This window comes from Pararhizobium sp. (genome assembly GCF_035497515.1).
Lineage (GTDB): Bacteria > Pseudomonadota > Alphaproteobacteria > Rhizobiales > Rhizobiaceae > Pararhizobium.
In genome coordinates this window covers 1-15976 of the sequence record NZ_DATJDJ010000003.1, presented here as the reverse complement: position 1 = coordinate 15976, position 15976 = coordinate 1, and the positions used below count along the sequence as shown (strand labels likewise).

The 15976-nt window shown below is 60.2% G+C and carries 13 protein-coding genes; 1 reads left to right on the top strand and 12 read right to left on the bottom strand.

Features of this window, described 5'->3' with window-relative positions; all coding sequences use genetic code 11:
* Window positions 1–2: 2 nt before the first annotated feature.
* Entirely contained in the window at window positions 3–1181 is a 1179-nt protein-coding gene (locus tag VL202_RS00180) for a phosphoserine transaminase (protein WP_325462189.1), read from the bottom strand.
* Between the two features lie 226 nt (window positions 1182–1407).
* Between VL202_RS00180 and VL202_RS00175 the strand changes: the two genes are divergently transcribed.
* Window positions 1408–3387 (top strand): acyltransferase family protein, encoded by a 1980-nt coding sequence (locus VL202_RS00175; protein ID WP_325462188.1) that lies wholly within the window; start codon window positions 1408–1410, stop codon window positions 3385–3387.
* Between the two features lie 26 nt (window positions 3388–3413).
* Here VL202_RS00175 and VL202_RS00170 read toward each other — a convergent pair whose 3' ends face one another.
* The 11 genes from VL202_RS00170 to tolQ all read right to left on the bottom strand — a co-directional run.
* Window positions 3414–4229, bottom strand: a complete 816-nt coding sequence (locus tag VL202_RS00170; RefSeq protein ID WP_325462187.1) for an outer membrane protein — start codon at window positions 4227–4229, stop codon at window positions 3414–3416.
* Window positions 4230–4417: 188 nt separating this feature from the next.
* The gene (locus VL202_RS00165; protein ID WP_325462186.1) at window positions 4418–5236 is read right to left on the bottom strand and encodes an outer membrane protein; all 819 of its coding nucleotides are present in this window, start codon (window positions 5234–5236) and stop codon (window positions 4418–4420) included.
* A gap of 235 nt (window positions 5237–5471) precedes the next feature.
* Window positions 5472–6824 carry a phosphoglucosamine mutase gene (gene glmM, locus VL202_RS00160; RefSeq protein ID WP_325462185.1) on the bottom strand — a complete coding sequence of 451 codons (1353 nt, stop codon included), beginning with the start codon at window positions 6822–6824 and terminating at the stop codon, window positions 5472–5474.
* Window positions 6825–7206: 382 nt separating this feature from the next.
* Window positions 7207–9150 (bottom strand): ATP-dependent zinc metalloprotease FtsH, encoded by a 1944-nt coding sequence (gene ftsH / locus VL202_RS00155; RefSeq protein WP_325462184.1) that lies wholly within the window; start codon window positions 9148–9150, stop codon window positions 7207–7209.
* A 118-nt stretch (window positions 9151–9268) separates the two neighbouring features.
* Window positions 9269–10606, bottom strand: a complete 1338-nt coding sequence (tilS, locus tag VL202_RS00150) for a tRNA lysidine(34) synthetase TilS (RefSeq protein WP_325462183.1) — start codon at window positions 10604–10606, stop codon at window positions 9269–9271.
* Complete coding sequence (gene ybgF, locus VL202_RS00145; protein ID WP_325462182.1) at window positions 10596–11594, bottom strand: tol-pal system protein YbgF; 999 nt, start codon at window positions 11592–11594, stop codon at window positions 10596–10598. The genes tilS and ybgF overlap by 11 nt, the downstream gene beginning before the upstream one ends.
* A gap of 181 nt (window positions 11595–11775) precedes the next feature.
* The gene (gene pal / locus VL202_RS00140; protein ID WP_325462181.1) at window positions 11776–12303 is read right to left on the bottom strand and encodes a peptidoglycan-associated lipoprotein Pal; all 528 of its coding nucleotides are present in this window, start codon (window positions 12301–12303) and stop codon (window positions 11776–11778) included.
* Window positions 12304–12481: 178 nt separating this feature from the next.
* Window positions 12482–13786 carry a Tol-Pal system beta propeller repeat protein TolB gene (gene tolB, locus VL202_RS00135; RefSeq protein WP_325462180.1) on the bottom strand — a complete coding sequence of 435 codons (1305 nt, stop codon included), beginning with the start codon at window positions 13784–13786 and terminating at the stop codon, window positions 12482–12484.
* Between the two features lie 31 nt (window positions 13787–13817).
* Window positions 13818–14891, bottom strand: coding sequence for a cell envelope integrity protein TolA (gene tolA, locus VL202_RS00130; RefSeq protein ID WP_325462179.1), 1074 nt, complete (start codon window positions 14889–14891; stop codon window positions 13818–13820).
* A gap of 10 nt (window positions 14892–14901) precedes the next feature.
* Window positions 14902–15363 carry a protein TolR gene (gene tolR / locus VL202_RS00125; RefSeq protein WP_325462178.1) on the bottom strand — a complete coding sequence of 154 codons (462 nt, stop codon included), beginning with the start codon at window positions 15361–15363 and terminating at the stop codon, window positions 14902–14904.
* Window positions 15364–15407: 44 nt separating this feature from the next.
* Window positions 15408–15976, bottom strand: a 569-nt coding sequence (gene tolQ / locus VL202_RS00120; protein WP_325462177.1) for a protein TolQ, incomplete at its 5' end; no start/stop codon positions are given.

Below are 15976 nucleotides of genomic sequence, written 5' to 3'. Positions count from 1 at the left end.
GATCAGGCCGCCGCCTGCGAAAGCGTTGCCTTTTGTGTCGAAAACGCCCAGTCGAACCAAGGCATCAGGGCCTTGATATCGGACGTTTCGATCGTCGCACCGGCCCAGATGCGGAAACCGGACGGGGCATCGCGATAGGCGCCGATATCATGGGCAACGCCCTGTTTTTCCAGCAGCGCGACCATGCCCTTGGCGAAGGCGTCCTGCCCTGCGGCGTCGAGTGCGGCGATGTCCTTGTCGACGATCTTCAGGCAGACCGAGGTGTTCGACTGCGTTGCCTGATCGACGGCGAGATTGGCGATCCAATCGGTCTTTGCAACGAAATCATGGATGGCCTGCGCATTGGCATCGGCACGGGCGATCAGGGCCTTCAGGCCGCCGAGCGACTTTGCCCAGGTGAGCGCATCGATATAATCCTCGACGCAGAGCATCGACGGCGTGTTGATCGTCTCGCCCTGGAAGATGCCTTCGATGATCTTGCCGCCCTTGGTCATGCGGAAAATCTTCGGCAGCGGCCAGGCTGGCTCGTAGCTTTCCAGGCGCTCGACGGCGCGGGGCGACAGGATGAGGATGCCATGCGCGCCCTCGCCGCCCAGAACCTTCTGCCAGGAGAAGGTGACGACATCGAGCTTGGCGAAATCGAGATCCTGCGCAAAGGCGGCGGATGTCGCATCGCAGATGGTCAGGCCCTTGCGGTCGGCCGGGATGAAATCGGCATTGGGAACACGGACGCCAGAGGTCGTGCCATTCCAGGTGAAGACGACGTCACGGTCGAAATCGACCTTTGTGAAATCGACGATCTTGCCGTAATCGGCAACGAACTTGCGGGTGTCGGGGAGTTTCAACTCCTTAACGACATCGGAAACCCAGCCGGAACCGAAGCTTTCCCAGGCCACCATGTCGACGCCGCGCGGGCCGAGCAGCGACCAGAGCGCCATTTCGACGGCGCCGGTATCGGACGCGGGCACGATGCCGATGCGGTAATCCGCCGGCACGTTCAGAACTTCACGGGTGAGATCGATGGCTTGCTTGAGCTTGCTCTTGCCAACCTTGGCGCGATGCGAGCGACCGAGGGCTGCATCGGAGAGCACTTCGAGCGACCAACCGGGACGCTTCGAGCAAGGACCAGAAGAAAAATGGGTGTTTTTCGGACGCAGGTCCGGTGTCGCAGGGGTCGTCATCTGAGCTATCCTTCCAGATAGAAAGCCTCTCGTTAGGGAGAGGTGGCCTGCCGCCGTGAATATGGCGGGACCGGAAGGAAGTCAAGAAACTTATGTCGCTGCTGACAAGATTTTTGGCGCTGAGAGTATTGTCGACCTGTGCCGTATGCGCTCCTGACAATCGCAATTGACAGCAAGGGGGGGCGGTCAAGTAGAAAGACCTTGTCTTTTCAGAGAAAACGCTACCGTGCATTCCAACGCCCCCAATCCCGATCACAGGATTCGCGCAGATATCCAGGCCCTGCGTGGCTTTGCGGTCCTCGTCGTGCTGTTTTATCACGGCGATATCGGCTTCATCCGCAGCGGGTTCCTCGGCGTCGACGTATTTTTCGTCATTTCCGGATTTCTCATCACCGGGTTGATCCGGAACGGAATTCAAAACGGCACCTTCAATTTATGGGCGTTCTATGTCCGACGTGCCAAGCGGTTGCTGCCGGCCGCCTTCGCGACATTTCTCGGAGCGGCCCTGCTTGCTCCGCTGTTCCTTGCGTCAAACGAAATGCGCGATTTCCAGCGTCAACTGGTCGGCGCTCTGACTTTCACTGCAAATTTCAGCCTACTGCGACAATCCGGTTATTTCGAAGGCGCGGCGGAACTCAAACCGCTGCTGCATATCTGGTCGCTGGCCATTGAGGAACAGTATTATTTCCTCCTTCCCATAACATTGTGGTGCCTGCCGCGGCGGCTCTGGGCCGTTACCACCTTTGGCGTCATTTTAGCCAGCTTGGGGCTCTGCTGGTGGCTCGTACGGGTGAACCCTGCCGAAGCCTTTTATTTGCTTCCCACGCGCGCCTGGGAACTCGGCATCGGTTCGCTTGGTGCCTTGCTCATCACAACAAACAGCTCATCGCAGAGATGGCTGCAATTTTCCTTCTGGCCAGCCGTCGTAAGCCTCATCGTCCTGCCGTTTACGCCGCAGTTCGGTCATCATCCAGGATTGAACGCACTCGCAATCTGCGTTGCGACCATCGTGATCATCCTCAGGAAACATCCGATTTTCAACGCATCCGGGATGGTCACCGCGATGGGAAAAATCGGAGACATTTCCTATTCCCTCTATCTCGTTCATTGGCCGCTTTTCGCATTCCTGAACAATTCATGGCTCGGACAGGCCGGTAGCGAGCGCCCACCCCTGGAATGGCGTGCCTCACTTTTGCTGCTGTCGTTCCTTCTCGCAGTGCTTCTGAACCGGACGATCGAGAAACCGCTGCGTTTCACCGCAGCATCAAAGCCTATCAAGGTTTTTGCTGGAAGCATTGCCGCGTCCCTTGCTGTTCTGGCGGTATCGACAGGTATTTCGCGTGCGACAGCGCCAACGGCGGATTATGCCGCGATGCGGCGTTCCAACCAGGGACTGAGCGAAAAATGCGAATTCACGACTGAATTCAGGCCGATTGCGGAGTGCCGAACCTCCGAAACACCGGACATAATAATCTGGGGCGACTCCTATGCAATGCATCTGGTGGCAGGCATCGCCAGTCAAGATCAGGCGGTCGGCATCGTTCAGGCGACCCGCAGCGCGTGCGGGCCTTTGCTCGGCATAGCGCCTGTCCGGCGAGATGCGGACAGCGGATACGACGTCAGTTGGGGGCGCGACTGCATCGCATTCAACGACTCGGTGATGACCTACCTGAAAGACAGTTCGGTCAAGACTATCGTGCTGTCGAGTCTGCTTTCTCAATATCTGGACGCGGTACGATATCAATTGCTTGAACGCAGAATCGATAGCGACGCCTATGTTTTGACCGCACCGCAGGAGCAGTTGGTTGCAGGTAAAATTGAAGCCACTATCAAAACCTTGCGAGCAGCGGGCAAGAAAGTTGTCATGATCGCTCCGCCACCTCAAAGTGGGCTGGATATAGGACGTTGTGTCGAAAGGCTTCATCGCCGCTTGCCCATGATAGGGCCCACCGAAGAGTGTCGAATCGACCAGATGGCTTATAAGCAGGCACGAAAGCCCGTACTGGATCTTCTCGACAGCATAAGCGCCCGCGGTACTGTCGACATCATCCGGTTCGATCCGGTTCTCTGCCATTCGGGCGGCTGCGATACCGTCGCCAAAGACACGGCCATATATCGTGACGCCGGGCATTTCTCGATCAAGGGCTCCGCTTGGATCGCTGAAAAAATGCAACTTCTAAACGAAATCAAAAAACATGCCCGATGATGACCGTCTCATCGGATGGCGCGCACCTACCAGAGCGACAATCGCAGGCCGGCGCGGATTTCATGACGCGACAGGCCATCGTCGAAACCCTTGATATCGGTGCCGCCGAACATACCGCCATCGTCGATCTGCGAATAACGATAGTTGACGTCGAATTTCAGACGTTCGGTGATATCGTAGGAAACGCCCGCCATCAGCGCGTAGGTGAACCGCCAACTGCTGTCACCATTCAGCGATTGCGTCGCGGCCGCAGCCCCGGAGCAGGCGATGGCACCCGGCACGCATTCGGTCGTCAGCGACACATCGCTCCAATCCAGACGCGTGACGCCAAGACCGGCGCCGAGATAGGGCGTGAAGCCGGCAAGCGTGGCCAGGTCGACATAACCGTTCGCCATGATGCCGATCGCCCTGTAGTCGGCACGCGCGTCACCGGCGCAGGAGGTGCCGATCGCTTCACCGGCGCAGGCAAAGTCCGCCTCGCCGGAAGCATCGAACCGGCCGCTGAAATAATCGCCGGTCAGATCGGCGCGAACCATGTCGTTGAACTGGTAGCCAACGCCCAGCGAGCCGGAAAACGGCCTGCCGAAGCGTACATCGTCGAAGGTCGCCGTGTCGGATGTTCCAGCAACCGGATCGAAGGCCTGCAGCGACGGATCGCCCTCGCCTGCCCAGCCGGAATAGCCCAGGTCGCCACGGATGTAGAAACCCGCATTGCCGGATTTGGCGGCGGAAATGGTGACTTCCGGCGCATCGAGCAATTCGTCATCGGCAGCCCTCGCTTGGCCGCCGGCAAGCAGCAGCGCGAACGCTGTTGCGTTGAGGAAGATATGCCGCCAGTTCATCCCGTCACCCTTGGAAAATCAACCAAAGCGAAGGGAATCACCCCGCATCGCCCGTGTTTACTCGCGTTAACTATTGCAGGGACTGGTTAACCGGCGGTTAACCATGCTTCTTAATCAAATGGGATACAGAGAACGCAAAAAAGCCGCCCGGAAACCGGACGGCCTTTGAAGAGGATGCTGTCTGACGGTTACTTGTAGACCGCAGGCTCGACCGGCGGAATATAGGCTTCCTGGCAGCCGCCGAAGGAATAACGCAGGCCGGCGCGGGCTTCGTGGACGTAAATGCCTTCGTCCGAACCCGGGCCGCTGTTGGCACGGTAGCCGAACATGTCGCCGCCGAGAACATGGCGGAAGCGATAACCGACGTCGGCCTTCAGGTTGCAGGTCAGATCGATCGCCGTACCGGCCATCAGGCCGTACGTGAAGCGCCACTTGCTGCGGCCATCATGATCGAAGGACGGGTCGCAATTTGAAGAATCGCCGGTTTCGCAGCTCGTGTTCTTCAGATTGTCCCAGCGAACCTGCGTGCCGCCGATGCCTGCGCCGACGTAGGGCGTGAAGGAGCCGTAGGTGCCGATGTCGACATAGGCGTTGGCCATCAGGCTCCATGCTGCCATTGCGGACACATCGCGCGAGGTACACGCGACAGCGACGCCGCAGGCGCCCGAAGTCGAACCTTCGAAATCGGCCTTGCCGAGATAATCGAGCGTCACGTCGGTACGCAGATAATTGTTGATCTGGTAACCGACACCAACACCGATCGAGTAGGTATCGTCGAGATCGACGTCATCGAAGTCCCGGACGTAGCGGCCCGGACCCTGGTAGAAATGCGCACCGCGCAGATTGGTAAATGCATAACCGACGTCACCGCGCAGGTACCAGCCGCTGGCTTCGGCAATCATCGGCTCGGCGATCGGCTGCTCGATCGGCGGCTCGTAGAGATCCGCTGCGAAAGTCGCGGTGCTGCCGAGAATAGCCGCAACAACGCCAATCAATATAGTCTTCATGGCCCCACTCCAATACTTCTTGTTGCTTGGCCAACCGCTCAAATGGCGACCAAAATCTGACGTTGAAGCCGAGCGTAAACAAGAATGGTTAAGGGCTGATTAACTACAAAAATTTACCGTAACTCTTAAGAATTCAATTTCCATTTGAAGCAACGTGATCTTTCGCTGCAGCAACACATGAAAAGGTCGAGCAATGCCCGACCTTTCCTTTAAACATCTGGAAACTTTTTGCTGATCAGGCGACGTTGCGAACGCCGCCGATAACGCCGATCAGTTCATCGACGATCCGCTCGACCTGGATACGATCATCGCCTTCCGCCATGACACGGATCAAAGGCTCCGTGCCGGAAGGACGGATCAGCAGTCGGCCATTCTTGGCAAGCTCAGCCTCCGCATCGGCAATGGCCTGGCGGACGGTGATATCTTCAAGCGGCGCGCCGGTCGAGATCCGGACATTCTTCAGGACCTGGGGCACGGGATCGAAGCGATGGCAGACTTCGCTCACCGTCTTGCCCTGGCGCTTGACGCAGGCGAGGATCTGCAGGGCGGCGACAAGACCGTCGCCGGTGGTGCCGAAATCCGACAGCACGATATGGCCGGACTGCTCACCGCCGACGTTGAAATCGCCCTTTCGCATCTGCTCGACGACATAACGGTCGCCGACCTTGGTGCGATGCAGGTCGAGCCCGCGGCCCTTCAGATAGCGTTCAAGGCCCAGATTGGACATGACGGTGGCAACCAGGCCGCCGCCACGCAGCATGCCGTCCGACGCCCAGCTGTCGGCAATCACCGCCATCAACTGGTCGCCATCGACGACCGTGCCGTTCTCGTCGACGATCAGGACACGGTCGGCGTCGCCATCGAGTGCGATACCGATATCGGCCCGCACTTCATGGACCTTCCGTGCCAACGTCTCCGGATGCGTGGAGCCGCATTCGAGATTGATGTTCGTGCCGTTCGGCTCGTTGCCGATGGTCACCACTTCGGCGCCGAGTTCCCACAGTGCCAGCGGGGCCACCTTGTAAGCCGCGCCATTGGCGCAGTCGATGGCGATGCGCAGGCCCTGCAACGTGACGTCGCGCGGCAGCGTGCGTTTGGCATGTTCGATATAGCGATAGATGTCGCCCTCGACGCGCTTGGCGCGGCCGATTTCGTGGGACTTGGCCAGTTGCGCCGTCATGTCCTTGTCGAGCAGATCCTCGATCTGGCTTTCGATCTCGTCGGACAGTTTGTAGCCGTCAGGTCCGAACAGCTTGATGCCGTTGTCCTCGAAAGGGTTATGCGAAGCGGAAATCATCACGCCAACGTCTGCGCGCAGCGAGCGCGTCAGCATGGCGACGCCGGGCGTAGGGATCGGGCCGAGAAGGAAGACGTCAAGTCCGGCGGCGGTAAAGCCGGCCACCATGGCATTTTCAAGCATGTAACCGGAGAGGCGCGTATCCTTGCCGATCACCACCCGATGACGGTGGGCGCCGTTGCGGAAGATCGTGCCGACAGCGATGCCGACGCGCATGGCAAGGTCGGGGGTCATCGGAAAGAGGTTCGACTGTCCGCGGATGCCATCCGTGCCGAAATATTTGCGCTTCATAAAAACTCCAGTTCTGGTCAAGGGTGCCGGCGTAAGACGATCGCGCTGCGCAGGAACGTCTTTCTGCAATGCCGGCATTTCCGGATCGCATGCCGATACGTTGCATCTGGCTGCGATCGCGGGGAAAACTGCGATGGTTCTTCTCTTGCCATAAAACCGGCGCGACAGCATCCCGTTTTATCATCAGAATTCATTACAGCACGTTACCAAGCAGGAACTGGCAACAAACGCATTTGTACTATGAATGCCAAAGAAAAACCGCCACACCTCTCGGCGCGGCGGTTCTATGGTGGTTTATTGTCACACACAAGCCTACTGCATAATGCGCTACAGCGAACCTGAATGCGTCATATATGACGCACGGCGCTGTAGGCGGCTGGCCTTATTGCGGCTGCGGCTCGAACCCGCCTTCGGCTTCGTCGCCCTTGTTGCCGACCGAACCGTCCTTCTTGGTGCCGGCCGAGGGAACAGCCGAACCGCGATGCGGCGTCGAATCGTCACCCAGGTCCCGGGCCGGCTTTTCGCCGCGGATCAGGGACTTGATCTCTTCGCCAGTCAAAGTTTCGTATTCAAGCAGGCCTTCGGCGATCGCGACAAACTCGCTGTGCATCTCGGTGATGATGCGTGTCGCTTCAACATAGGCTTCGTCGATCAGGCGGCGCACCTCGGTGTCGATCTTCTGCGCCGTCGATTCCGAGACGTTCTTGGACTGCGAGACGGAATGGCCGAGGAACACTTCCTGCTGGTTTTCACCATAGGCAACATGGCCGAGCACGTCGGAGAAGCCCCACTGCGTCACCATCGCACGCGCCAGCTTGGTCGCCTGTTCGATATCGGACGACGCGCCGGAGGTGATGTTTTCCTTGCCGAAGGTAATCTCTTCCGCGACACGGCCGCCCATCATGATGACGAGGCGCGACACCATCCACTTGTAGCTCATCGAATAACGGTCACCTTCCGGCAACTGCATGACCATGCCGAGCGCACGTCCGCGCGGAATGATCGTCGCCTTGTGCAGCGGGTCGGCAACCGGAACCTTTAGCGCCGTGATGGCATGGCCGGCTTCGTGGTAGGCCGTCAGCTTCTTTTCGGCCTCGGTCATGGCGGAAGAGCGGCGTTCCGCGCCCATCATGATCTTGTCCTTGGCATCCTCGAATTCCTGCATGGTGACGACGCGCTTGTTGCGGCGCGCGGCCATCAGGGCGGCTTCGTTGACAAGGTTCATCAGGTCGGCGCCGGAGAAACCGGGTGTACCACGAGCCAGGACCTTGAGGTCGACATTCGGCGCCAGCGGCACATTGCGGATATGGACCTTGAGGATGCGCTCGCGGCCGTTGATATCCGGGTTCGGCACGACGACCTGGCGGTCGAAGCGGCCCGGACGCAAAAGCGCCGGGTCGAGAACGTCGGGACGGTTGGTCGCAGCGATCAGGATGACGCCTTCATTGGCCTCGAAGCCATCCATTTCCACAAGCAACTGGTTGAGCGTCTGTTCGCGCTCGTCGTTACCGCCGCCGAGACCAGCGCCGCGATGGCGACCGACCGCGTCGATTTCGTCGATGAAGATGATGCAGGGCGCATTTTTCTTTGCCTGCTCGAACATGTCGCGGACACGGGACGCGCCAACGCCGACGAACATTTCAACGAAGTCCGAGCCGGAAATCGTAAAGAACGGCACATTGGCTTCGCCGGCGACAGAGCGTGCGAGCAGTGTCTTACCGGTACCGGGAGGACCAACGAGCAGGACACCGCGCGGAATACGACCACCAAGGCGCTGGAACTTTTGGGGATCGCGCAGGAACTCGACGATTTCCTCCAGGTCCTGCTTGGCTTCGTCAACACCGGCGACATCATCGAACGTGACGCGGCCATGCGCTTCGGTGAGAAGCTTTGCCTTGGACTTGCCGAACCCCATCGCGCCGCGCGAACCGCCCTGCATCTGCCGCATGAAGAACAGCCAGACACCGAGAATCAGCAGCATGGGAAGAAGCGTACCGACATAGCTCAGGAAACCGGACGAACCGTCGGTCTCGGGGCGAACCGTGACGGTGACGTTCTTGGCTTCCATGCGTTCGGTCAGCGCCGTATCGATCGCCGGCGCATAGGTCTGGAACGTCGCGCCGCTTTCGGTGTAGGAGCCGATCACCTTATTGCCGGTGATGAGCACTTCCTTGACCCGGCTGCCATCGACATCCTTCAGGAACTGGGAGAAGGGAATATCCTTCGAACCGGTGCGCTCCGTCGGCTGCTGGAACATGCTGAACAGCGCGATCAACAGCAGGGCAATGATCGCCCAAAGGGCGAAATTTCTGAAATTAGGGTTCATCGAACTCCCCGGAACCTCTGTAGCAACCCGCAATGATTTGTGGCTGCATTCTTGCGCCTAACATAGGGTTGCGTAACTGGCTTGCCAAGGCAAACTCAAGTCCAACCTGTCTTTTCCGTCAAACATCGTGAACCGGAGGTGCTACATAACGGTCACGGCCAAACAGCGCGGCTATGCTATCGGCCATAATCAGGTCGAAACGCGGCAAAAAGGTGTCGTAGAGGCCGATTACGGGTTCGATCGATACCCCCTGCGGCGCATCCCCGAGAAAGTCCGGGGCAGATGCGGCCGCGCGCTTGATGATCGCGTCCGGCAGTCCTGCGGCAATCGGTCCCGTCCTGAGAAGAACGGGATCGGCGCCGGCCCGCACCGTGAGCGGTTCCGGACTGGAATTTGAGACCAGAAATCGGCTGTCCCAGATGGCCTTGCTGGGAGCGGGCATGGTCACGACCGGCAGTCCCCTCCCCTCCCGATAGAGATAAAGGCCGGAGCGACGGCGGTTGAAAACGACGCGACCGGCCGTCATGCGACCGTCCTGTCCGGCGGCGAGAAAGGCGGCGACCCGCCCTGCCGTCTCACGTCCGGCCGGATGCGAGCGCCCGCCAATCACCGCTGCAATCGACAGGATCGCACGGCGCCCATCCGGGTCACCGATAGCTTCGACCAACGCCGGGTCGATCCGCACGGCCAAGCCGTAGAAACCGGGAACATGTCGGGCGAGAAGCTCCGCGACCCGCGTCCCGGACTGGTAGCGCATCGTGCCGGCTCTGGAGGACTGGCTCGGCACGATATCCGCACCCATGTCCTGACGGACCCGGACGCGCTCGAAGCTGCGGTTGCTGTTGCTGGGATCGTCGAACCAGTTTTCGTTCAGGCTGAGGAGGTAATCACGGATCTCGCCGCGACGCAGCCCGAGAAACGGTCGCAGCACCCAGATGCGTCGATCCACCAGCATGCCATCCGCCATGCCCGCCAGTCCAGGCGCATCCGGTTCTGAACGGCTCTGGCGCATGGCGATCGTTTCGGCCTGATCATCGAGCGTATGGCCGGTGACGACGCATTGCGCGTCCATCTCCTGCGCCACGTCGGCCAAAAGACCATAGCGGGCCAGACGCGCGGCGGCCTGGATGCCTGTTGCGGGCTTCTCGCCGTCCCATCGACGGGGAACATGGGGAATTGCAAGGCCGGAGCAGAAGGCTGCGACGGCGCGCGCCTCGTCAGCGGATTCAGGTCTGAGCGCGTGATCGATGGTGCAGGCCGCAAGGCGAAAGGCGGAAAACCCGCCCGTGGAGATCGCCGCGTGCAGGGCGAGCAGCAGACCTTTGGAATCGCTACCGCCGGAAATGGCGACGAGGATCAGGCCCGGCGTCTTGAAAGAGGAAAGAAATTGTTTTGCCGTTTCGACGACACGGTGCTGCGCGCTAACGGGCTGCGGCGCGGCACGATCAGCAGGCAAGGCGGCTCTGTTCGCTTGTCACCTTCGCCTTCACGGCGGTGGAGGCTTTCGGATAACGCTTGCTGACCTCGCGCAGCGTGGCGCAGGCAGTGTCCTTGTTGTCGAGGGCGGCAAGCGACATGCCGAGCTTCAACAGCATTTCGGGCGCCTTTGGCGACTTGCTGTAAGCCTGATGCGCATCGAGGAACGTCTTGGCGGAATCGTTGAACTTGCCTTGGGAATATTGCGCTTCGCCCATCCAGAAGCTGGCATCCGCGGCTTTGTCGCCCTTCGGGAATGCTTCGAGATAGTTGCGGAATTCGTTTTCGGCCGTGCTGTAGTCGCCCGTCAGCACATGCCCGTAGGCGGACTGGTAGAGATCGCCAGGATTGCTATCGAGCGCCGCCGACTGCTGCTGTGTTTCGGGGGTCTGGTTGATACCGGAATCGACGCCGGGCAGCGTCGCGCCGAGGCTCGACGTGTCCTGGTTTGCCGCGACTGGATTGCCGGCATCGTCGAAGATGATCTGGCCGAGTGTCGAAGGCGCCGCGCCGTTGTTTGCGCCGGCGGTGGCATCCGATCCCAAACCTGCGTTGGGATCGGATGTCGCTGCCTGGTCATCCGTGGCCGGTGCGGTCGCGGATGCCGTGTCGTCTGTCCGAGGTGTTTCCACCTGGCTCTTCTTGGTCGAGCCCGACTTGCCGCCTTCCAGGTCCTGAAAGCGGAATTCGTTGTCTTCCTGGAACTTGCGAATCTGCTCCTGCATCTGCAGAAGCTGGAAACTCATTTCCTCGATACGCCCGTTGAGCTGGCGAATCTGGTCCTCAAGCTGCCCGACGCGTCCAATCTCGTTCGACTGGACTTTCAGCAGCGGCGCCTTCTCGGGCGATTGGGTCTCGCCGTGAATGACGCGGTTGAATAGTGCGGAAAGCGGCATGGCGGTGGCTGCCTGCCCGAAGCCGGCGAAGGCAATGAGGCCGATCATCCCCGCCACGACAAAATGTTTCATGTCATGTGTCCTGTTTGAAGATTCCACTCTCGCCGAAAGCCGATGCAAATCAGGTTTTGGGCGATTGCCGCACAGTTTTCCAATCAGCCCCAAAAAGCAACGGAGTTCGGTTAAAGTGTGACAAAAAAGAAAGGCGGCCCGAAGACCGCCCTCTCTCGACGCTTTTTCCACTATCCGGCAATTACATGCCGGCGCCACCGAGCACCGTGACGGCGCGGCGGTTCTGCGACCAGCAGGAAATGTCGTCGCAGACGGCGACCGGCTTTTCCTTGCCGTAGGAGATCGTCTTGATCTTGGAAGCCGAGATGCCTTGCGATGCGAGGTAGTCGCGGGTCGCAGCAGCACGGCGTGCGCCGAGCGCAAGGTTGTATTCGCGAGTGCCGCGTTCGTCGGCATGGCCTTCGACCGTGATCGCATAGTTCGGATACTTGGCCAGCCACTGCGCCTGGCGGGAAAGCGTCTGCTGCGCATCGGCGCGGATCGAGGTGGAGTCGGTATCGAAGAAAATTCGGTCGCCGACATTGACTGTGAAGTCCTGGGCCGAACCCGGGGTCGCGGCGTTGAGGCCAAGGCCAGCGGCGTCGTTCGGCAGGTTGTTCTTCTTGTTGGCGCAGCCGGCAATGGCGAGCGTCATGAACAGGGCAACCATGACCGGGTTGCGGGCGAGGGTCTGCATGCGGCCTTCGGCCTGGGCGTGAATGCGGCTCATGGGCCGGTCTCCTTGGAAGTGTAAAATCAGGGTTGCCGAACTGTAACCGGAAGCGGTTAATCCACTTTCAACAGCTATGGTTAACAGAACATCAAAATGCGCATTAAGGCCTGCTAAATCAGCACTTTGCGGCAGGAAAGCGGCGCGTCGCCACATTTCCCGCCGCATTGTGACAAAGCTATTCGAGAAGCGGCGACCAGGCCGGGTCCGATGCGAAACCCTTGGTCTGGACCAGTTGTTCGTTATAGCCGGTGATGTCGATCGAATAGAGCTGCGGACCGCCGGCGCCGGCGCTCTGGCGGAAGAACATCAGGACGCGGCCGTTCGGTGCCCAGGTCGGGCCTTCATTGTGGAAGCCCGTGGTCAGGATGCGTTCGCCCGAACCGTCCGGCTTCATCACGCCGATCGAGAACTTGCCGCCCGACTGCTTGGTGAAGGCGATCAGGTCTCCACGCGGCGACCAGACCGGGGTCGAATAGGAACCGTCGCCGAAGGAAATGCGGTTCTGGCCACCACCGCCCGCACTCATGACATAGAGCTGCTGACGGCCGCCGCGATCGCTTTCGAACACGATCTGGCTACCGTCCGGCGAATAGGACGGCGAAGTGTCGATGGCGGCGGTCGATGTCAGGCGCGTCGTCGTGCGCGACCGCAGGTCCATCGTGTAGATGTTGGCATTGCCATCCTGCTGCAGGCTCATGATGACCCGCTGGCCATCCGGCGAGAAGCGCGGCGAAAACGTCATGCCGGGAAAATTGCCGACGACTTCGCGCTGTCCGGTTTCGAGTTGCAGCAGATAGACGCGCGGCTCGTTGCCCTCGAAGGACATGTAGGTGATTTCCTGCTTGTTCGGCGAGAAGCGCGGCGTCAGCACGATATCGTTGGAATTGGTGACGGCGCGGGCGTTGAAACCATCCTGATCCATGATCGCCAGCTGCCGCTTGCGCGCCGTCTTCGGGCCGCTTTCGGCGACATAGACGATACGCGTGTCGAAATAACCGTCTTCGCCGGTAATCTCCTTGTAGATAGCATCGGCGATGATATGGGCGACCCGGCGCCAGTTTTCCGGCTGGGTGAAGAACTGCTGGCCTGTCATCTGCGAGGCACCAAACGTATCCCACAGCCGAAATTCAGCCTTCAGGCGGCCATCGCCTTCCTGCGTGACGCGGCCGGTGACCAGCGCCTGCGCATTGATGACCTTCCAGTCCTCGAAGCGCGGTGCGGCGTCCGGGTTGGAAATCTTCTCGATGAAGGCGTTCTTGTCGATCGGCGCGAACAGGCCGGAGCGCTTCAGGTCGGCCGCCACGACGTCGGAGATCTTCTGCCCCAACTCTCCCTGCAGGAAATCGCTGATGGCGATCGGCATGGGCTCGACATTGCCCTTGTTGATATTGAGTTCAACGCGCGCCAACACGGGCGAGGTCGACAGCGCGACCACCGCCGCGAGCGCGACGAAGAAGCGGAAGAGATTGCGTTTCAGCATTTATCCAAGCCTTTCAGCCATTCATTGCGTGTCATTGGATCGACATGGAGCTCGGGTCGAAATTGACGACCATCTCTCTCCAGGAATCGTATTTGTCAGCCGGCAGCCCTTCGAACGGCAGCGACTTGAGGATGGCCCGGCGCACACTGCCAGCCATCGTCCGGCGCGCCGCTTCCGAGCCACCCTTGGTCTCGACTTCCGGTTGGCCGACGATATTGCCCTGCGGATCGAGCTCGAAGCTCACCGTCAGGATCATGCCGTCCAGACCCTCGATGCCGGCAAAGGAGCTCCAGTTCTTCTGGATCTGCCCGCGCAGTGCATCCATTTCGTTCTGCGACAGCGTGTTACCGGTCGTCTTGGACGCGCCGAACGCCTTTTCCGTCTTGCCGCGCTTGGCGCCGCCATTGGACGGGTCGGTCTTGTTGAGAAGGGCCGCGATCTCGTCCGCATTGAAATCGGAATCGTTGGCGGACGATGCCTTCTTCTTCTCTTTCTTGTTCTCTTCGTTCTTGCGGTCCGGGGTCTTCGCCGTCTGCGCTTTCTGCTCGACCTTCGGCTTGGCCATCGGTGTCGGCACCTTGTCAGGCAATGCTTCCGCTTCCGGGTTTTCGGCCGGCTTTTCTTCGGCAGGCTGTTCTTCCGGCTTCGGGTCCGGCTTCACTTCCTGTTTCGGCTCGGGAAGCGACGCAACCTCGGTCGCCGGTTCGGTCGCGGGCTTTTCCTCGACGACTTCCTTGGTTTCTTCCTTTGCCGGATCCGGCGTCGGCTCGACCTTCTCGGTCTTTTCGGGCGCTGCCGCCGCTTCAGTGTTGCTCGGCTTGGCATCCGGCACCGGGGCCGACTTCAGGTCGACATTGTTCTCCCCGACGTGTTCGGCATTCTCGACGGTATCGGGACGTTTGGTCGGCGTAACGGACGGAACTTCAGCCTTGGGCGCTTCCTTGTCGCCCTGCTGCAATTGCGTCAATTCTTCAATCGGAACCATATCGACAGGCAGCGCCTCGACATCGGCGACCTGGAAGTCCGCCGGGCTGCCGAGCGACACCAGCGCCCATGTGAGCACCAGCGCATGCAGAACAGCCGATGTGATGAGACTGGTCTTCATCGTACGCGCTCTACTGGCCCTTTTTCGGCTGGGTCACGAGGCCGATATTCTTGAAGCCGGCTTCCTGGATGCGGGACATGACGTCGGCGATCACGCCATAGGGAGACGTCGCGTCGCCGCGCACGAAGATGCGCTCGCTGTAGCCGGTGGTGGCGATGGCCTCGAGCTTGGCGGCGACTTCCTCGACCGGGATCGGGGTTTCCTGCAGGAAGACCTGGCCGTCGCTCTTGACCGAAATGGTGATCGGCTGCGTTTCGGAATTCAGCGCCTTGGCCTGCGTTTCCGGCAGGTCGATCGGAACGCCGACCGTCATCATCGGGGCCGCGACCATGAAGATGATCAGCAGAACCAGCATGACGTCGACGAACGGCGTGACGTTGATTTCGCTCATCACGGCCTTGCCGCCGCGTCCACTACGGCCGCCGCGACGCCGGCCACCGGAAGCCTTCGATCCACCTGCTGACATACCCATCGTCTATACCCTTGTCCTGCGAACCCGTGAGGTGCCGCGCAGCCTTATTGCGCGGCCTGGCGCGGCTGCAGCTTCTCATCGATCTGGCGCGAAAGAATGGCCGAGAATTCGTCGGCAAAACCTTCCATGCGGGAGGTCAGCTTGCCGGCATCGGCGGAGAACTTGTTGTAGGCGATAACCGCCGGGATAGCGGCGAGAAGGCCGATCGCGGTGGCGAGAAGCGCCTCGGCGATACCCGGCGCGACGACCGCGAGGTTGGTTGATTTCGAACCGGCGATGGCCTGGAACGAGGTCATGATACCGACGACCGTGCCGAACAGACCGACGAAGGGACCAGCCGAGCCGATGGTCGCCAGCGAACCCAGCCGGGACTCGAGCGCTTCGGCCTCACGCGACAGTGTCACGTCCATGGCGCGGTCGATACGCATCTGCAGGCCGATCGGCGACCGGGCGCCACGCTCGAAGGACTTCTTCCATTCACGCATCGCCGACACGAAGATCGCGCCCATGCCGGAGGTCGCCCGGTCGGACAGCGTCCGGTAGAGCTCTTCCAGCGACTGGCCGGACCAGAAGACCTGTTCGAAGGCGTCCAGCTGACGGCGGACCTTGCCGA